This window comes from Balneola sp. (genome assembly GCA_002694685.1).
Taxonomy (GTDB): domain Bacteria; phylum Bacteroidota; class Rhodothermia; order Balneolales; family Balneolaceae; genus Gracilimonas.
The window spans coordinates 1-19,408 of the sequence record NZMW01000008.1 but is presented as its reverse complement, the minus strand read 5'-3'; the positions used below and the strand labels follow the sequence as shown (position 1 = coordinate 19,408).

General features: G+C 38.5%; 15 protein-coding genes. 13 read left to right on the top strand and 2 right to left on the bottom strand.

Annotated features, from left to right (window positions below; translation table 11 throughout):
• Nucleotides 1-95 precede the first annotated feature (95 nt).
• The 3 genes from CL667_09515 to CL667_09505 all read left to right on the top strand — a co-directional run bounded on the left by CL667_09515 (nt 96) and on the right by CL667_09505 (nt 4,074).
• The gene (locus CL667_09515; protein ID MAL17937.1) at nt 96-2,816 is read left to right on the top strand and encodes a hypothetical protein; all 2,721 of its coding nucleotides are present in this window, start codon (nt 96-98) and stop codon (nt 2,814-2,816) included.
• A 291-nt stretch (nt 2,817-3,107) separates the two neighbouring features.
• Nucleotides 3,108-3,392 carry a hypothetical protein gene (locus tag CL667_09510; GenBank protein ID MAL17936.1) on the top strand — a complete coding sequence of 95 codons (285 nt, stop codon included), beginning with the start codon at nt 3,108-3,110 and terminating at the stop codon, nt 3,390-3,392.
• A 1-nt stretch (nt 3,393) separates the two neighbouring features.
• Nucleotides 3,394-4,074, top strand: a complete 681-nt coding sequence (locus CL667_09505; GenBank protein MAL17935.1) for a hypothetical protein — start codon at nt 3,394-3,396, stop codon at nt 4,072-4,074.
• Nucleotides 4,075-4,080: 6 nt separating this feature from the next.
• Here CL667_09505 and CL667_09500 read toward each other — a convergent pair whose 3' ends face one another.
• Both CL667_09500 and CL667_09495 read right to left on the bottom strand, forming a co-directional pair.
• Nucleotides 4,081-4,584: a hypothetical protein gene (locus tag CL667_09500; GenBank protein MAL17934.1), complete on the bottom strand. Its 504-nt coding sequence runs from the start codon at nt 4,582-4,584 to the stop codon at nt 4,081-4,083.
• Nucleotides 4,585-4,602: 18 nt separating this feature from the next.
• Entirely contained in the window at nt 4,603-5,601 is a 999-nt protein-coding gene (locus tag CL667_09495) for a WYL domain-containing protein (GenBank protein ID MAL17933.1), read from the bottom strand.
• Nucleotides 5,602-5,693: 92 nt separating this feature from the next.
• On the opposite strand from CL667_09495, the gene CL667_09490 reads away from it, so the two are divergent.
• The 10 genes from CL667_09490 to CL667_09445 all read left to right on the top strand — a co-directional run.
• Entirely contained in the window at nt 5,694-8,105 is a 2,412-nt protein-coding gene (locus tag CL667_09490) for a hypothetical protein (GenBank protein ID MAL17932.1), read from the top strand.
• Nucleotides 8,105-9,292: a hypothetical protein gene (locus tag CL667_09485; GenBank protein ID MAL17931.1), complete on the top strand. Its 1,188-nt coding sequence runs from the start codon at nt 8,105-8,107 to the stop codon at nt 9,290-9,292. Before CL667_09490 ends, CL667_09485 begins: the two co-directional genes overlap by 1 nt.
• An 11-nt stretch (nt 9,293-9,303) precedes the next feature.
• The gene (locus CL667_09480; GenBank protein MAL17930.1) at nt 9,304-10,782 is read left to right on the top strand and encodes a restriction endonuclease subunit M; all 1,479 of its coding nucleotides are present in this window, start codon (nt 9,304-9,306) and stop codon (nt 10,780-10,782) included.
• On the top strand, nt 10,779-11,927 hold the full coding sequence (locus tag CL667_09475) for a hypothetical protein (GenBank protein ID MAL17929.1): 1,149 nt from the start codon (nt 10,779-10,781) through the stop codon (nt 11,925-11,927). The genes CL667_09480 and CL667_09475 overlap by 4 nt, the downstream gene beginning before the upstream one ends.
• Nucleotides 11,928-12,848, top strand: a complete 921-nt coding sequence (locus CL667_09470; GenBank protein ID MAL17928.1) for a hypothetical protein — start codon at nt 11,928-11,930, stop codon at nt 12,846-12,848.
• A gap of 65 nt (nt 12,849-12,913) precedes the next feature.
• Nucleotides 12,914-14,029: a hypothetical protein gene (locus CL667_09465; GenBank protein ID MAL17927.1), complete on the top strand. Its 1,116-nt coding sequence runs from the start codon at nt 12,914-12,916 to the stop codon at nt 14,027-14,029.
• 116 nt (nt 14,030-14,145) lie between these two features.
• Nucleotides 14,146-14,871 (top strand): hypothetical protein, encoded by a 726-nt coding sequence (locus tag CL667_09460; protein ID MAL17926.1) that lies wholly within the window; start codon nt 14,146-14,148, stop codon nt 14,869-14,871.
• Between the two features lie 81 nt (nt 14,872-14,952).
• A complete protein-coding gene (locus tag CL667_09455) occupies nt 14,953-15,570 on the top strand; it encodes a transcriptional regulator (protein ID MAL17925.1) in 618 nt (205 codons plus the stop codon).
• Nucleotides 15,563-16,483 carry a hypothetical protein gene (locus tag CL667_09450; GenBank protein MAL17924.1) on the top strand — a complete coding sequence of 307 codons (921 nt, stop codon included), beginning with the start codon at nt 15,563-15,565 and terminating at the stop codon, nt 16,481-16,483. Before CL667_09455 ends, CL667_09450 begins: the two co-directional genes overlap by 8 nt.
• Before the next feature lie 44 nt (nt 16,484-16,527).
• A partial coding sequence (locus CL667_09445) for a restriction endonuclease subunit R (GenBank protein MAL17923.1) occupies nt 16,528-19,408 on the top strand: 2,881 nt, incomplete at its 3' end.

Here is a 19,408-nt window from a genome sequence, read left to right as displayed (position 1 = left end):
TCTATTCTTTCTCAGCATGAGCAGGTACGTAAAGTGGCCGACCTTGCCTGTGAGCATGGTATTTGTGGGTATAACTCAGACATCAAGTTCAAATAATGAATTCCTCTTCAAAAACGTATCGTAATATCCCGTTGTTATTGGCGCTCATTATTGGTGCGTTAACATTTTTGATGGCATTTATAGGGCTTCTCGAGGCGGGTGATTACCGGTTTGATTTGAGCTATCAGGGATTCATGGGATTCAGTGCTCTTTTCTTTGATTCGGTCCGCTTGTTATTAATGGAGTCTGTAGATCCTCCACCTGGGAATATCTATTATGCTGTGGCAAGGTTGGGGGCTGTCTTATTTATCACCTTAGGTATACTTGGTATTTTAAAACAGATCAATAAATCTGTCAGGTATACACTGCGAATGATTTGGTTCAAAATAATCGGACCAATACATAATCCTGCTGTTGTGATAGGGTTAGGCCGTATAGGATTGCCGCTAATCAATGATATTCGTGAACAAAAAAAATGGGGCTTAATCAGCAAGCCGGTATATGCGATAAGTAATCAAGATTTAGCTGAAAATTTGGGCTATGCTTTTGGTGATGGAGCTATCGTAATTGAGGGAGATGCAACAGAGGATTCCGTTATAAATAAAGGGTACATAAAGAAGGCTGCAGAAGTTTTTATTGCCACAGGCGATGATTCGCGGAATCTTGAAATAGCCGCTAAGGTAAAACGGCAAATGGAAGAAAAGAAGGATGTGAACACACCTTTTTCATGTAAATGCTATGTACATATATCTGATTCTGGGCTTACTTCTTCTATTAATAATAATAAACTCTTCGAGGAACACAACCGGGATGTTGACTTTGAATTTTTCAACACTCCCGATATAACTGCACGTCAATTTTTCACAGAATTAATTCTCGACCAAGGAATTGGTTTATTACGTAACAGACAAAAAGAAGAAATAGAATCATCCCTCGATTCTACAAATTCAGCAAAAGAGTTTTCGCTTCCCCAGGTTGAACATGAGGAGGCCTTTCATCTTTTTATATTCGGTTTTGAAGAGATAGGAAAAGCTCTTGCCTTGGCTACTGCCCGTTATGCACATTTCAAATCAAGAATTCGTCCGCGAATTACTATTTTTGTGGATCAGAGTAACGGGGATGATAAATGGAAGGCCTTTCTCGACAGGTACACTAATTTCTCAGATTCGACCCTGGACTTAACGTCTGGTGAAATCCATGATAAATGGGTCGCTTCTGGTTCAAATGTACAGGAAGAAGTGAAATCTTTTGAAGTATCAAACGAAGAGGAGTTAATCACGAATCTTCAGCCTCATGCTGTTGATTATGCTGTAAATGCGGAGTTTAAACCCATTATAACAGATATTGAATCAAGGCACTTGATAGGTAGCATCTGCGAGCGTCTTAAATCTAATAAGCCGGACATAAAAGCAGCTATCGCTTTTTGTCATGATGATGAACGCCGCAATTTTGATCAGGCTCTGCGTCTGCAATATGAACTCAGTCGAGAACTTATTACTCAAGATCCCGGTGCGGATTGTGAATTAAAATGTGCTGACAGCTTTAGCGAAAAACAACTGCCTATTCCGATCTATGCCCACCTGCCGGTCGATACCGGGCTCGCCGAACTTATTGAAAGTGACCTCCGTGATACCGGAGATGATAAAATGATTGAATGTACAAACCGGAATTTTCCGGTCCATACATTCGGGAGCCAAGAAAAAATCTATTCATATGACGTAATTAAAAATAGTGGGATAAAAGATTACGCAGACAGCCTGGAGGAGGCTTATCAGTCAGCAAAACAGGATTATACTCAACATCCTGATTTCGAAGATTCTACAATGAACGCTGTAATGCTGAGTGAAATAAAGATGGATGCTTTAAATATCTATTTTTCGGACAAAAAAGAAGACACAGCGCCAATATTTGACGAATACTACGAGTCAGAAGACATAAAGAAACAACTAGGTTATATCTCTGAAAATTATAAAAAAGAGACTCTGGATAACACGAGTATACGTAGGTGGATTATTCCACTTAAAGATATCATTGAAAAGGGAGGTAAAGAAAATGGGGTGACAAACTATCATAATCTTTATGATAGGCTGCTTTTTTTAGATCGTATTGTAACAAAAGAAGAGTATGAAGTAACTAGAAGTGTTACATCCGGCAAAAAGAACCTGAATGATGATATACTAAACAATGAAGCAGTTCTTAAAAAGACCATTAAATCCTTAGTTAATGCCACGGTGACTTTAGATGGAGCCACAGAATTAAATTTTCAAGAGAAAGGCGATGGTTTAAAAGAACAATTTAGTTTAAAGAATAAAAAGTCTTCTGTGAAAATATTAAATGGGCTGGCCGAATTTGCTATAGAAAAGGTGAAGGATGAATTAAAGAATACATCAGAAAAAGCTACCAAGAACATTATCGATTCATTTGATCGTTATCTAAAACAATACGATGAAGACGCTGATATCGCTGCTGAAATAGAGCATAATCGCTGGATGGGGGAGCGGTTGGCAAAAAACTGGAGCTTCGGTAAAAAAGATAATTTCAGAAAGAAACGTATAACATTTGTTCCCTGGGAGCTTGTGCCCCCTACCGATAAAATATCACCATCGAAGGGTTGCAATCCTGAAGATTTTCGACTATTTGATCGCCAGATGTTGCCCAAAATAATTATGGATCGTCGTGAAAGACAGGAAGAGGGTATTAGCGCTAAAGAGAAGAGTAAGCGCATGATATACGCGTATGTGAATGGAGAAAAGGTGGCCAAAGGTTCTAACAGTTAAGCATCAGCACCAGCTGCAGTTCATTTACTATATATACATTTTATAATTATCGGCTACTTATAGGTGAGCGTGCCTTTAATTAAGCTATTCTTTATAGGTTTATACACCATCTAAACCTGGGCAACCATTAAAATTAGAGAAACACAGTGCCAAGTCCCTTAGCCTGTATGGGTTAAAAAGCCACTAACTAGCCCTAATACACCCTAATAAGGGTTCATTTCTTTAGATAGCATTAACTAAGTTAACAACTAAGATGATTTTTATTGATAAATTTCGTATATTCTATTCATAATGGAACCACAAGAAATCATACAGTTAAGAGAGCAATTAGGATGGAGTTTAGCCTCATTTGGGAAATACTTCGGTGTTACGGCACAAGCTGTGTTGAAGTGGGAGCGAGGTACTGCTAAGCCAAATGATTTTGTAATGGCTGCTATGATTCAGCTTGAAAAGAGATTAGACCATGCCGAGAGTGAGAAGCAAAAACAACAACTCAAAAACGGGTTAAGAAGAGCGCTACTCACAGGTGGTATACTTGCCTTATTAGCCTTCCTATTTAACAAAGAAGAAGAATGACATGGAATCAAACACATCAATAAAAGAAACATTATCAGATAATCGAATCTTCCTTAATGGTAAACAACTTGCCGAAGTTTTAGGGGTTTCTGCACCTACCGTCAGTGAAGCTGCAAAGAATGGCTGGAAATGCGGTGGCTATCCTATAGTAGAATGGGCGGTAGAAACTGATAGCGGGAGGATACAGGGATATGAAGTGCCGGAGTTTCTGGTTAATGAGGGCTTAATTGAAGAAAAGCGTTCTAATCCAGACTCAAACAAGCCTAATTTGGCACTAATTAAGGCAAACGAAAACAAGAAACCAGATATTCAGGCTAGTAATCAAACTAACTATTACTCTCTATTACCTGAGGGAGAAGATTATGTTAGACCTGTTGGGATGATATCTCTTTCCTCTGTAATGAATACAGCTTTAAAATCAGATACTCCACAAAGCAAAGCTGTTATAACAGGTAGTTTGGTAGCATTAGGAGCAATAGTTGGACATGCGGTTACAGAAAAGGCTTCCGGTGCAGGAGTTGGTGCGAGTACAGGTTTAGCAATCGCTTTATTAGCGTATAAATATTTTGATTCAACCACTAATACTGAATTATCAGCTTTTGGAAAGAACAAATTTGCCAAACAAAAAGCTGTATTAATTCCTAAAGAACTAACCAAACAGTCAGCTTTCACACCTAATTAAGCCTAATTAGTCACTTTCGAGTATATCATCGTCAATGGGAATGACGATGATGTGCTTCTGATTCTCAATTTCATGGCTAACATCTTTCACTTTAAAGTAGCCGCCTCCAGTCATGTTATTCCGCAAGAATGGAATAGTAATTCGATCACCCACATTCGGCAAAAAACCCAACCTTTCGGGGCTTATCATCCAATAATCTTCGTGCATGTTTGAGGCACAGATTAGTATTTCTACTTCTTCGATTGGATAATTCCCATGCCTTGATATCCCGGAACAGAATTTATCATACATTTCTCGCATCAATACAATGAGCTCTTTCCGCTTCAAACCCAAAGTTTTTAAAAGATCTTTCTGTTTGGGTAGAGGCTCATGATCGTCTATGTCGTATTTGCTAATTTCTTTTAAAAGTTCGCCATACTTTTCTTGTCCTTTCAAAATTTTAGATACAGCATTCTTTTCTGAAATAAGGGCTATTAGTAGTTGTCTGTAATTAAGCTCAAAATTTTTCACAAAGATTCTCCTATCAGACTACCTAATGGATGCTTCTCTACGATTTTGAATTTTATCTCTTAATGATTTAGGCTCTAATACCTTCCCCTTTTCACCGAATGAAAGTATAAGAGACTCCAACTCATAATTAGGTATAACCTTTATTGCCACAATCAATTTCTCATCTTTCCATTCATGTTTTTGAGTTGGATGCAGCGGTTTAGTGATTATATAAGGAGCCTGCTCATTGGTAAATTCTAAAACTACTTTTTCTACTTTTCCCTCATCCGGACGGGTTACTCCGATGATATCAAAGAAGTACTCGTTCCAGTCAATTTCTGGATGAATATAATCGCCTTGAATTTGATCTATCTTTTGAATGCGATCTAAGGCGAGGTTCCAGGTTGGTATTTCGAACTCTTCATTTAAGCCGAATGCAAACCACCGGTTATTATATTGCTTTAAGAAATGCGGGTGGAAGGTCAGTTCAAAGCTCTCATCAGATTTAAAGCCTTGGTATTCTACTTTTAGCACCAACTCATTAACGATAGCATCATAAAGCGTCCCAAGATGCTCAATCCCTTTGAGGTCTATATTAGATTCGATACTTATGACTTCTCTGGAGCTTTCCTTGAGCCCTAACCGATCCTGAATAACCGGGATCATCTCTTGCACCCACTCAAACTGAGGGGCACCGGAAAAGCGAGAAAGCACAGAAATTGCTAATTGAATCTGGCTTTTTTCGTCCTCGTTTAATGGTTGGTTAGATATGGAGAAATCAGTATCTGTATATCTATAATATTTTCTTTTTCCATCTCTATATTTGTTTAATGGAATCCTGAATCCCTCTTCACTCTCCATAAACCTAATGTCATCATAAAGCTGACGCCTTTTTATTTTACTTCCAGGGCCATTAAACTCCTCCAAGGCTTTATTTACTTCTTTGAGTAAGTCTTCCCAAAAAAACTTGCGACCAGGATTTCGAAAACATCGATCTAATACTTGATATCTTATTTGTGCATTCTTTGTTTTTGGCATACTATATTTTCTTGTGCAGAAAGAGTGCATAGTATAGTTATACTTTTGATGCACAGACAAGAATTAATCGTTTAATTTATAATAAAGTATTTATGGACAGTAAGAGAATCGGTGAAAAGTTTTGGAGTTTTATCTCAAGTATTAGAGATACTGGGATTGATTACCAAGTACTACTGATAATTCTGATTCTTTATAAGAAAGATGTTTTTAAAAAATTCATCAACTCCAATTCTCAAAGTTTCATCGATACTGTTGATAAATCTATTGATGATTTTTCTGGATTAGAACGAGATGTGCTCTACGAAGGGGTAAGGTTTTTTGAGAACGATCTGCAAAAATTAACGCCAGGCCATATATATGATTTAAATCATATTCTTCGTGAGTACAATGAAGATTTCTACATAATCTTTGACGAGTTGCTTTTTAAACTGGAAGAAATAATGGGAAAATCTTCGGGTGGTTATATTCAACCAGAAGAGCTCACTCATTTGATGTTAAACCTTGCGAATATAAAATCAGGCGACAAAGTATATAATCCTTTCGCTGGTTTAGTCTCATTTGGAGTGAAATTGGAAGAAGATATTTCATACTTCGCCCAAGAAATTAATGAGCAAACTTATTATAAGGGTCAACTAAGATTAATGGCCTACAACAAACTAAATGAAGTTGAGTTTAGCAGGCAGGACTCAATAGAATATTGGCCTGAACATTTCAAGTTTGATTCTATTATATCATCACCTCCAATCGCTTCTCGAATCAGAAATAAATATCCTGAAGTAGAATCACGTACTATTGAAGAGTATTTTATTAAAAAATCAGTTGATTCACTTAACCCTTCAGGTAAAGCCATTGCATTAGTTAGCAATGGAGTTCTATTTAGATCCGGTCAAGAAAATGAGCTTAGAGAATGGTTGATTGAGGAGGATATGATAGAGGCCATTATATCTCTTCCTAAAAACTTATTGACCAATACTTCTATACAAACCAATATAATTGTACTTAGTAAAAAGAAGGATAAAAAAGGACTAGTTAAGTTTTTGGACGCCTCTTCATTTTTTGATGAGACAAAAGGCAGAACGAATAAACTAAATGTTGGTCAAGTTACATCCATTTACCAATCCCCAAATAATTCGGAAAACTCTCGCTTTGTATCTTGTTCAGAAATAAAGGCCAATGATTATGATCTTAGTGTATCAAGGTATTTTGTTGAAAATATTACCAAAGAATTTGAGGGTGTTGAACTTGGAGAAATCCTATACAAAGCCAACGCTGAAAAAGTTAAGAGTGAGGATAAGGTTCCATATATGAAAATTGGAGACCTCAACGATAATGAGATGGGTGTTTATTCTGATACAAATGAGATCGAAAAAAGTGTTGTTAAAAGAGGAGGCTTTAGTGTCAATGAAACAGTTCTATTACTGGCCATAAGATTTAAGAATTTAAAACCGACAATTTTGGATGGTTCACCTGCTGATCTAATCATTTCTAATGATATAAAGGCTTTTACAGTAGATACAAATAAAGTAGACTTAGGGTATTTAGTATTCGAACTAAGAAAAGATTATGTACAAGAACAGGTTGTCAAATACCAGTCAGGTACCACAATGCCTTACCTTTCAGTAAATGACCTATTTAAAATTAAAATAAAACTTCCCTCAAAAGACCAGCAACGCCAAGATTTACTTGATGCAATTAATGATAGAGCCAAGAATGAGTTAAATAAATACTCGAAGGAATTAAGTGAAATGAGAACTGAGATGTTCAGAGACTTCTCATCAACCCGGCACTCAGTTAAACAATACCTAAATAGTATAAGAGGAGGAGTTAATGGGTTGCAAAAATTCATTTCTAAAAATGACGGCCAAAAAATTAGTTTAACAGACGTCTATTCTAAAAATTTAGGCAAGACACTCGCTGAACACCTTGAGAGGTTAATTGACGATACAGCAGCGGCCTCTAAGCTTTTAGATAAGTTGGAAACGCCCTTTCTAAGTCGATCAAAAGAGGAATTTAACATACTTGATTTAACTAAACATGTGATTAAGAAAATTCATGGCAGTAAAGAGTTTGAATACAAGTTTAACATTGATAAAGAGTCTTTCTCACAAGGAGATGATGAGGAATTAAAACCCATCATTGAAATCAATAAAGATGATTATATAAAATTGATACAAAATATAGTAGATAACGCGTGTCACCATGGTTTCAGTAGTGATTCTAATAATATCATAAGAATCGAGGCAACTTCAATTAATGACGGAAAGGATGTGCTCTTAGAGATCTCAAATAATGGCAAACCTTTTAATGCAAAATTCACGGAAGAACGGTTGAAAATACGTGGTGAGAAATCAGTTAGTTCTAACTCAACCGGTACAGGAGGGGCTGATATCGATCAAATAACAAAAATGTATGATGGTGTATTTACTGTTTCACTTGATAGTGATAGTGAATTTCCTGTTACATATAAACTTCAATTTCCAATAAAATTCGAGGATTTAGATTGATGTGTAAAGTTCTATGGATAGATGATGAATACAAGAAACAGGACACTATAATTTCTGATGCAGAATTGAGTGGAATTAATATTATTCCATTTGAATCTCACGAAGAGGGTATAAACTATCTAGATGCCAACTTGGATAGCATTGATGCAATAATTCTCGATGCAAAAGTAAAGGACAAAAAAGATGATGAGACAACTAATCTAGAAGGTCTCAGAAAGTCTAGAGATTACATCAACTCTTTACCTATAGAGGTCAGGCCCCCATATTTTATTTTTACCGGTCAACCTGATTATATGGGAAGTGATATGTTTAAAGAGAGTTATGGAGAACCGTACATAAAAGCTACAGACAATGAGAAGCTGTTCGATGATATCAAAGCTGGAGTAAAAGATAGGCCAAATGCCAAAATCCGAGCCCTTTATCCCAAAGTTTTTGAATTATTCAAAAATGGCTTTATTGATCAGGAATACGAAAAACATCTACTTAAAATTCTTATAAGTATTAATAGGAATGATTTAATCTTTGATGATGAGCTATATTTCAATCAACTAAGGCAAATGCTCGAAGTAGCAATGCGCAGAGCAAATGAATCAGGAATACTTCATGACAAGTGCATAAACAAAAAGGGCGAAGTAATACTTCAGCTATCAAGTTTATTTCTTTCTGGGTTTGAAATTGATCCCCTAGATATCAAGTGTAAGAAGACACATTTTTCAAGGATAATTTCAAACCATGTGAGGGAAATTTTAGATATAACAAATGTAGGCTCTCATGCAGATAAAGAGGGTAAAGATGAAAGTGAAGCCAACTTAAAAGAATACCGGAAAATACTTAACACCCCGTACCTTTTATATTCTCTCACATTCAAATTAATGGATGTTCTTCTATGGTTTTCTGAATACATTAAAGAGAACAATAACATTGAGTTAAATAAATCTTTGTGGGTGGATACATCAGCACCTGCCGAAACTACAGTGAGTGCTGAGCAAGACTGGGTTCAAGGAACTGTAACAAGAATTGCTGACAATGGCTGGGGTACATTTATCCCAAAAGGTAGCACAGAACCAATCAGCATCCCCCCTAATATGGTTAGGGATCATTCCATTGAAGAGTATCAGAAGATTGACGTCGTTACGAAGCCAAGCCCTGATGGAAATAAAACACACATCGATTCAATAAGAATTTAAATTATCTATTTATGCTCACAGGCGAACTTAAAAACAAAGTCGATAAAATTTGGTTAACGCTTCATTCAGGTGGCATTACCAATCCTCTGACCGTCATCGAACAGCTAACCTATCTCTTGTTTATAAAGGGACTGGATGATCAGCAAACACGGGAGGAGAAGAAAGCTGAACGCACTGGGAAGCCAATTGAAGATCCAACCTTTTCAGAAGATCAGAATCATCTGCGATGGAAGAATCTGAAGCAACTTGATCCCGAAGCGATGTTTGAAACGATTCGCGATGACGTGTTTCCGTTTATCAAGGAGCTGGGTGGGCAAAATGGAAGTACTTACCGCAAGCATATGGAAGGCGCAATGTTTTTGTTTCCTAAGCCTTCTACGCTGGCGCGAGTAGTGGAGTTGATGGATCAGCTGGAGCTGAGGGACCGAGATACCAAGGGTGATTTGTACGAGTATATGCTTTCAAAAATTAGTACTGCGGGTGATAACGGGCAGTTCCGCACGCCGAGACACATCATTAAGATGATGGTGGAACTGACTCAGCCCAAGCCGCTGGAGAATATCGCCGATCCTGCTTGTGGTACGGCCGGATTTTTGGTGGCGGCCGGAGAGTACATCCGTGAGAATCACGCCAAGGCGATGGTGGATGATAAAACCCGCGCTCATTTTCAGTCGGAGATGTTTACCGGCTACGATTTTGACAACTCCATGCTCCGAATCGGGAATATGAATATGGTGATGCATGGCTTTGATGGCGCGACCATTGACTATAAAGATTCCTTATCCTCTTCGGATGATGACGATCTTGCGGAACAATTTGACTTGATCCTTGCAAACCCTCCATTCACCGGTACTTTGGATTATGACAGCGTGGCGGCCGATCTGCTGCAAACCGTTAAAACCAAAAAGACCGAACTGCTATTTAACGCTCTCTTTCTTAGGGCACTGAAAACTGGTGGGCGGGCTGCGGTGGTGGTGCCTGATGGAGTAATATTTAGAAGTGGGAAAGACTATAAAGAAATTCGTAGAATTCTTATTGAAGATCAACAATTACAAGCTGTGATTTCAATGCCTGCTAATATTTTTAAGCCTTATTCTGGTGTAAGTACGGCTATATTGTTGTTTACTAAAACAGACTCTGGCGGAACCGATAGCGTCTGGTTTTACGATATGAAAGCCGATGGCTACACGCTGAATGACAAGCGCGATAAAATTGAAGACGACGACATCCCCGACATCATTAAGCGATATAAAAATCTGGAAGATGAAACCGACCGTAAACGCACCGACCAAAGTTTCCTCGTGCCTAAAGACGAGATCGTAGAGCAGAACTACGACCTCTCCATTAACCGCTACAAAGAGATCGAGTACGAAGAGGTGGAGTACGACGATCCCAAAATCATCATCAACGGGAAAGACGGTCAGCCCGGACTGCGACAGCTTGCTGAGGAACGCCTGAAAGTTTTGGATGAATTGGAGGGGATGGTTTGAAAATCGTTTCTATTGAGGATATTGCAGAGAAAGTAGATTATGGACTAACTGAAAAAGCAAAAGATAAAAAGGTCGGCCCAAAATTTTTACGAATAACTGACATCCAAGATGATAAAGTTAATTGGGAAACAGTTCCATATTGCAAGTGTGATGAGAAAGAATTTGAGAAAAATAAATTGGAAGTTGGGGACATCGTTTTCGCCAGAACAGGAGCAACAACTGGAAAAAGTTTTCTTGTGCAAAACTTAGATCATAAAGCTGTTTTTGCTTCTTATTTGATAAGATTAAGACTAATTACAGATCAAGTTCTTCCAGAGTTTGTTTCGTATTTCTTTAAATCTGATAAGTATTGGAATCAAATTTATGCTGATTCTGATGGGGCTACTCTTCCAAGTTTTAATGCCACAAAACTTAAAGCCCTCAAAATCCCTCTCCCCAGCCTTTCCGAACAGAAAGCGATTGTGGCGAAGCTGGACCGGGCGCAGCGGCTCATCGACATCGACAAGGAAATGCTCGCCAAATACGACGAACTCATCCAAAGCGTGTTTTTGGAAATGTTTGGGGATGACTTAAAAAAGAAGAAAAACTCTAAAACACTTAGTGAGGTTACAAACTTCATTGATTATAGAGGTCAGTCTCCAGACAAAGCAGAAGAAGGAATACCATTGATTACTGCAAAAAATGTCAAAGAAGGTTTTTTAAATGAAGAACCGAAAGAATATATGAATGAAAGTTCTTTTGAAGATTGGATGACAAGAGGAGTACCTAAGCCTGGAGATGTTCTATTTACAACAGAGGCTCCAATGGGGAATGCTTGTATTATTCCAGAGATTGATAAGTTTGCCATAGCTCAACGATTGATTTGTTTTCAACTCAATGAGGAACTAATAGCTGAATATTTACTGAATTATTTGCTTTCAGATTTAGCAAAATTTGAGTTTGAAAAAAGAGCAACTGGAAGTACCGCAAAGGGGATTGGCTCGACAAGGTTGAAAAAAGTGCCTGTAGTTATTCCGGATTTAGATAAACAAAAAGAATATCAGTCAATTTATCGGAAAATTATCGATGAGAAAAATGTGATAGAACAATCACACAAAAAATCAGAAGAGTTGTTTTCGTCGTTGGTGCAGGGGGCGTTTGGGTAAATGATATTTGAGAAACCTGAAATATTCTATAAAGAGTTTCCCTATAAGTACTGGCTGTACAAAGCCGAAATGCTTTATAAGATGATTGGGGATGATGAGAGCCTTTTACATGATAGCGATGGCAATCTTGAGGCATTGGGAGGAAATGAGAAAGAGTTCAAACAAATGTTAAAATATGAACTTCATTTTACCTACTACCATCAAGCTGAGGCACTCTTTGAACTAATTTTTGCTCTTGAGAAAGTAATCAATGACAGTAAGTATGTCTGGCTTGAATTAAGCAATGTCAAGTCAGGGGATATGCACAGGTTTAATAAGAAGGTTAAACAGATATCAGATGGTAGTGACCGACTGAGGGATAAAAAAGTGGATCTTACTGATGGAAGGAAGATTACATTTTACGAATGGCTTATTTTTGATGTGTTTGTTCCAGAACTTGAAAAAACTGATCAACAAGTAAAAACATCCATAGAGAAAGTTGATAGTATAATTCAGGTAGCTGCTGATGATTTAGCATCAAAAAAAGAATACAATGCTTTTAAGCATGGTATGAGAGTCTTGCATCTGTTTAAGTATTTCAAAATATCAGATAAGGAACAGCAAAAATTTGAATTGAACTTCGATCTGTCGAATAGTTTTACCTACATAAATTTCCCAAAGGAAAACGAAGAAGAAGGTACTAAAGGGGGAGATATTCAGGCTGTCACAAAAGGATATAGCCCAAAACAGGATCTATTTAAAATTAAGCTAATCACTTTTTTGATGTCAGGAATTATTGAATCGAGAAAGATGAGATACTTCGGGAAAGGAAAAATTATGGAATTCTTTGAATATGATATCCTTGAAAAACTAAATGAGTTAAGGCCAAAAACTGAAAATATTACTTACACATTACATGCCGACTCATATGATGAAAACTGATCCGAAATAAAAAAGAGAAATAGTTCAAAGTGAAGCCCGGGATAAAATCTTCAAAATGACTACTTATGGATATCGATTCTAAGAAAATCCAAAAACTTGAAGGGTACTTTGAATTAGATGGGAAACCTCAAAAGAATAAAAAATTATTTGAAGCCGAAGCATTTATTGATCGTTTTAATCTTCGCGACAGCTATATAAAGTTTTTCAGTCCTGTTCCAAAACCCAAAGGTGGAGATACAATTCACTTTGTAATTAATAGTAAGCACAGTCTGGATCTTAAATTTCCGTCATCTTATTGGGGCGGTGATTACTCGGAAGTATCATTTTCAATCGACAAAGTGACTTTGCCTGAGGGTAAGGAAAAATATGTTAGAACCGGTTCTTTTAAGAGGTTGATATATTTTCCTGAAGAAATTGAAGTATTCGGATATACAGTACGTAAATTTGAACATCAGTATCATGAAGGAGAGAAGAGAATAAAAGAGAATTATTTTGAATGGAACTATCAAAACTCGATTACTAAAAGAGAAATTGATAAGGTCTTGATGGCTTTATCCTTTCTGACTTGCTGTTCTCTATTCATTTCAGAACACTCGAATGGTAATGCCATCACTATTTTCGATAAAAGAAGTGACAAATTTACCCTACCGTATATGGGATCGGGCATGATGATTTTTCCAATCTCGATAAAAACAATTGAAGAATTAATCGAGAATGTTAAATGGGAATACATCTATAATTTTCATCTTGCATATAAGAACTTTTGCAGAGCCAAAAACTATGAATACCAACTTTATAAGGGGTGTTCAGTTTTAGATTATTTGATATCACTTTTCGAACGAAATCTAGATATAAAAGAGCTAAGAAGTCGTTTAAAGAACTCCGATAAATCTTCAAGGTTATATGCCTTGTTATGGTATTTAGAGTTAGATAATTCAACCAAGGTTTACTTGGAAGAAGTATTTCCAGGTGTCTCTTTTTGGGAATTAAAATTCGACAAGAAGTTTGAATTCTATGAGCTAAGAGACAGCCATCTTCATCGGGGTCAATTATTCCTTACACAAAATGAAGTCTGGAAATTCCAACGTTGTTTGGTTTCTGTAAATGAAATAATCAGAATATTGATACCACACTTAGATAAGATCAGAGAGTGGGACTTTACTGGCAAACCTTTTTTATAAAACATCATCATCCAAAGAAATTGTTAAAGCCAGACAAGATTTGATAAAATGGAAAATTTAAGGTTGAAAGAACTATCAGTAATTTAATCACTTCACTTTTAGAGAAGTTTTGAGAAATGGATAAGAAAGAGTTTCACAGACAGAAAAGAGAAATCGAACGAAGTGAAGACAAGCATAAAGCTTTAAAATTAAAGTCATCTTTTGTTCCTGGGGGCACAAAAGTTTATGATGCCTTTACAGCTTTAGTACAGCCGACATATGAGAAAAGAAAGGATGAGTGGCTTAATATATTGATGTATGATTTGGTTCGGAGACAAGAAGATGGGCTCATTTCGTTAGAGGAGTTATCCAAAAATGAAGAGTTTGTAACTATCGTTACTAAAGCCACTCTACTTGCCCAGCAGAATCATCAGAAAGAGAAAATAGAAGCGTTAAAAAACATTGTTTTAAATAGTACAGAATGGCTGAGCAAAGGCAAGCCTATTTTTGACTGGTCACACAGGTTTTTAATGATAGTTGATGAAATTAGCCCTTTGCATATTTTACTGCTTAAAACTTTCCAATACCCTAAAAAAGCAGCTAAAGAAAAAGGTGTGCGTTTTGATGAAGAGGTCAGTGCTTCAAACAAAGATGTGTTCTTTAAAATATATCCGGAATACAAAGACAGAAGTGCATTAGTTTCCCAGTGTTGGAAAGAATTAGAAAGTTACGGTCTTTTTGCAATTGGAAACTTCAGTGACGCTCACACTTCAGAAGAGATGCCTTACCTTCATACTCTTGGCCAGCTAAAACCTCAGACTACCGATTTTGGCAACAAGTTTTTAGATATGATTGAGGAGTGATTAATAACCGCTCATTCATATATTGCAAATGTGTATAAAAACGCATACACTTATTAAAAACTGTATGCATATTTATACATAATGTACGTTTCAAACAACAAAATAGAAGACGCTGTCCGGATTTTTAAAGAACATCAGGGAGTAATGCGCACCGCAGAGGCTCTGGATACGGGTATATCACCCCGCACCCTATACTATATGAGAGATGAGGGGTATCTAACTCAACTTGAGAGAGGTGTATATCAGCTTCAGGATAAAGAGCCTCTTAGTAATCCCGATCTGGTTATTGTAGCCCGAAAAATACCGGACGCCGTTGTATGCCTTATATCCGCCCTTGATCTCCATAATATAACTGACGATATACCTCATAAAGTACATATAGCTCTTCCAAGAACAAGTCGTAACCCTACACTCGATTATCCACCTGTAAACGTATATCGATTCTCTGACAAGACCCTTAAAGGGGGAGTAGAAACGAAAGAGTTCGACGGTATCTCAGTAAAAGTATTCAACCCTGCCAAGACCATTGCCGACTGTTTCAAATTCCGCAATCAAATTGGTCTTGATGTAGCTATTGAAGCACTTAAGCGAGGAATTAATGAAGGCAAAGCATCTTATAATGATATCGTGAAGTATGCGAAACTGTGTAAAGTAGAACGAGTGATAAAACCCTACCTGGAGGCCATTGGTCATGGATGACAAAACACGAATGGCCAAATCCGTTCATGCACGCTTGCTAAATAAAGCGAGAGAGTCGGGACGCCCATTTATGGAGCTCCTTCAATATTATGGAATGGAGAAATTCCTGCTTAGAATGAGTGAGTCTGATTATGCAAAGGAGTTCATTCTGAAAGGAGCCCTATTGCTACGCTCCACAGGCATTAGTGAAATTCGCCCAACGCGTGATATTGATCTATCTAGGGAAACCGCTCAAAGTATTGAGCAGCTTGAGCAAATGGCCAGAAACTGTTGTCAGGTTAAAGTCGAGGAAGATGGGCTGCTATTTGATCCAGATACCGTGGCCGGCGAAGAGATACGTGAAGACCAAGCTTATAAAGGAGTTCGAATTAAATTCCTTGGAAAGCTGGGGAATGCAAGAATACCTATGCAGATAGACATCGGCTTTGGGGATGTGGTTTCGCCTTCTCCTTTATGGGTAGAATATCCGGTATTGCTGGAGGGTGAGTCCCCCAATCTGTTATCCTACACACTTGAAAGTGCTATTGCCGAAAAATATCAGGCCATGGTATATCTGGATATGGCAAACAGCCGAATGAAAGATTTCTATGACATTTGGTATTTGATGCACAATCAGAGTTTTGAAGGCTCAGCATTGCAGAAAGCTATTGAACTGACCTTCCAGAGAAGAAAAACGAAATTACCGGAAGAGCCGCCTACTGCTTTGACAGAGGATTTTTATTCAGATGAAGGCAAAAAAGCACAATGGAAAGCTTTTAGAAAGAAAGCGGATATCACGGATGTACCGGAAGACTTAAGGACGGTCATAAAAGATATTTCTGGATTTTTATGGCCAATCAATGAAAACCTGAATAAGGAAGATGAAATGAACTTTATTTGGGAGTCGGAAAATGGATGGGGTAAAAGAGATTGAAATCATTACATTAAGGGGCAAACAAAAGACGGTTTTTCAATACTATGTCTAATTTCGAATTTCTACAATCTGATTGGCCCGAGTTCATCGATGATGCCCAAGCCGTGGAGAAACTCGTGCATTTTGATCCGCGTGGCGCCTGTGGCCGTGCCCGGCATCTGGTCGAGCAGGTAGTACTGTGGATGTACGAACATGATGAGGATTTAGAACTTCCCTACGACACTGGTTTGTATAATATCACCAATGAGATGGGCTTCAAAAAGATCATTGGCTATACGGTGTACGAGAAGATTAAAGTGATTCGGAAAGTTGGCAATATTGCGCTTCACGACAATAAACGAGTCACGGAAGACGATGCATTACGAGTTTGCCGTGAAGTTTTCCATGTGATGTATTGGCTGTATAGTACCTACACTTCCGATGAAGAGCCCAAGCCGGAACTGGAATTTGATCCTGATAAAGTCCCCAAGGTAGAGTCGGCTTCTAAAGAATCTAAAAAACGGTTGGAGGAGCTGGAAGCCAACATGCAGGAACGGGCGGATGAGCTTCGGAAGCTTCAGCAATCCCTGGAAGAAAAAGACAAAGCCTTAGAGCAGCGCAATCGTGAGATCAAACAGATGCGCTTGCAAACCCGCAAGTATGCAGACAATCACGATTACAACGAAGCAGAGACCCGCGAACTGCTGATTGATGTCATGCTTCGGGAATCAGGCTGGGACCCGGCAGAGCGGAATGTGCGAGAATATGAAGTCTCCGGAATGCCCAACAAATCCGGCACCGGCTACGTGGATTATGTGCTTTGGGATGATAATGGTAAACCCCTTGCCTTGGTGGAAGCCAAAAGAACCACCCGCAGTTACGATGAAGGACAACATCAGGCCAAGTTATATGCGGATTGTCTGGAGAATGAATTTGGCGTTCGCCCGGTCATTTTTATGTCGAATGGCTACGAGATTTGGATCTGGGATGATGAGCAGTATCCCCCCCGATCTGTTTTGGGTTTCTATACCAAAGACAGCCTTCAGAAGCTTTTCTTTCAGCGAGCGAATAAAGAATCGCTAAAACTGGCGGAGGTTAATAAAAAGATTACAGGACGTTACTATCAGGTAGCCGCTATTCGAAGAGTGGGAGAACGATTTCAAGAAGGACACCGACGGGCATTGTTGGTCATGGCCACCGGTACCGGGAAGACCCGAACCGCTATTTCCATCACCGATATGGTACTTAAAAAGAAATGGGCCAAAAGGGTGTTGTTCTTAGCTGATCGGAATGCGCTAGTAAGACAGGCTTATAAAAGTTATGCTGAACATCTCCCTGAAGTTCCCATCGTAAATCTTGTGGAAGAAAAGAATGACGATGCCGCTCGGGTGGTCTTTAGCACCTATCCCACCATGCTAAATCAGATCGAAAACCTGGAAGAAGGAAAGCGAAAATTTGACCCTGGCCATTTCGATCTGGTGATTATCGATGAGGCTCACCGAAGTGTGTATAATAAATACCAGGCTATCTTCGATTATTTTGATTCACTATTGCTGGGTCTTACTGCTACTCCAAAGGAAGATGTTGATCACGATACGTACAATTTATTCAACGCTGAGCAGGGAAATCCAACCTATGCATATGGCTTAGAAGAAGCAGTAGGTGATGGTTTTTTAGTCCCGCCTAAAACGATCTCAGTATTAGGTAAGTTTTTAACCGAGGGCATAAAGTACGCCGAACTTTCTGAAGAAGAGCAAAAGCAGTACGATGATCTCCTTGCTGATGACGAAACCGGAGCCGTTCCTGATCATATTGATCCGGGCAAACTCAATGCGTGGTTATTTAATGAGGATACCGTTGAGAAAGTGCTGAAACAGTTGATGGAACATGGTATTAAGGTAGAAGGTGGTGATCGTTTAGGGGATACCATCATGTTTGCCAAAAACCACAAGCATGCGATTTTTATCAAAGAGGTATTTGATAAGAACTTTCCTCAGTATGCAGGCAAATTTGCCCAGGTTATTGATAATAAGATTGAGCAAGCTCAGGATCTTGTTGAGAAGTTTTGCCTACCCGATGAAAGGCCAGTTATAGCCATTTCCGTAGATATGATGGACACCGGGATTGATGCGCCAGACTGTGTGAATTTGGTTTTCTTTAAGCCCGTCCGATCCAAAGCTAAGTTCAATCAGATGATCGGTCGTGGTACGCGCCTGCGAGAAGACTTATTTGGACCAGGAAGTGATAAGCAGCATTTTCTCATTTTCGACTATTGTGGAAATTTTGAGTTCTTCGAGCAAAATCCGGAAGGCTACGAAACGACTTCCTCGGCATCAATTACAGCAAAGATCTTTGAAAAGCGGTTAGTCCTGACAGCCAAACTTAAAAATGAACCTTATAACAGGGATGATGAGCTTCAGCAGTACAGAACGAATTTACTGGATCTGTTGCATCAACAGGTATCAAGCCTCGAGCGTCAAAGTGTTCAGGTCAGGCCTAAGTTAAAACTGGTGGATAAACTCAGTGAACGAGCCGTGTGGGATCACCTGCAATCACAAGAACGTAAAGAGATTGTCAGGGAGCTGGCTGAACTTATACCCGCAAACATCGATGAAGACGAAATGTCCCGCAGATTTGATCTGCTGATGCTTACTCTTCAGCATGAAAAAATGGATGGCGTTTTACAGCAAAAAAAGACCAAAGAAGTGGCCATTGAGTTTGCAGAGCACTTGTACTCAAAAAAGCATATCCCTGCAGTAAAGAAAGTACTTCCCAGCGTTGAGAAGGCGATTAGTGAAGAATTTTGGACCTCCCCCAAAGTTACGAGCCTTGAAGAAATTCGTCAGCAACTTCGCGAATTGATGCATCTAATTGAAAGAAAGAGTCGAGCTCCTGTGTACACCGATTTTGAAGATGAATTCAGTGAGATTGAGATAGATGATGCTT

Bases quoted from the DNA above. Each gene is read 5' to 3' on its own strand.
- CL667_09465 (MAL17927.1), top strand. From the start codon at position 12,914: ATGGATATCGATTCTAAGAAAATCCAAAAACTTGAAGGGTACTTTGAA.
- CL667_09505 (MAL17935.1), top strand. From the start codon at position 3,394: ATGGAATCAAACACATCAATAAAAGAAACATTATCAGATAATCGAATC.
- CL667_09490 (MAL17932.1), top strand. From the start codon at position 5,694: ATGGACAGTAAGAGAATCGGTGAAAAGTTTTGGAGTTTTATCTCAAGT.
- CL667_09480 (MAL17930.1), top strand. From the start codon at position 9,304: ATGCTCACAGGCGAACTTAAAAACAAAGTCGATAAAATTTGGTTAACG.
- CL667_09510 (MAL17936.1), top strand. From the start codon at position 3,108: ATGGAACCACAAGAAATCATACAGTTAAGAGAGCAATTAGGATGGAGT.
- CL667_09460 (MAL17926.1), top strand. From the start codon at position 14,146: ATGGATAAGAAAGAGTTTCACAGACAGAAAAGAGAAATCGAACGAAGT.
- CL667_09450 (MAL17924.1), top strand. From the start codon at position 15,563: ATGGATGACAAAACACGAATGGCCAAATCCGTTCATGCACGCTTGCTA.
- CL667_09485 (MAL17931.1), top strand. From the start codon at position 8,105: ATGTGTAAAGTTCTATGGATAGATGATGAATACAAGAAACAGGACACT.
- CL667_09495 (MAL17933.1), bottom strand. From the start codon at position 5,601: ATGCCAAAAACAAAGAATGCACAAATAAGATATCAAGTATTAGATCGA.
- CL667_09515 (MAL17937.1), top strand. From the start codon at position 96: ATGAATTCCTCTTCAAAAACGTATCGTAATATCCCGTTGTTATTGGCG.
- CL667_09455 (MAL17925.1), top strand. From the start codon at position 14,953: ATGTACGTTTCAAACAACAAAATAGAAGACGCTGTCCGGATTTTTAAA.
- CL667_09470 (MAL17928.1), top strand. From the start codon at position 11,928: ATGATATTTGAGAAACCTGAAATATTCTATAAAGAGTTTCCCTATAAG.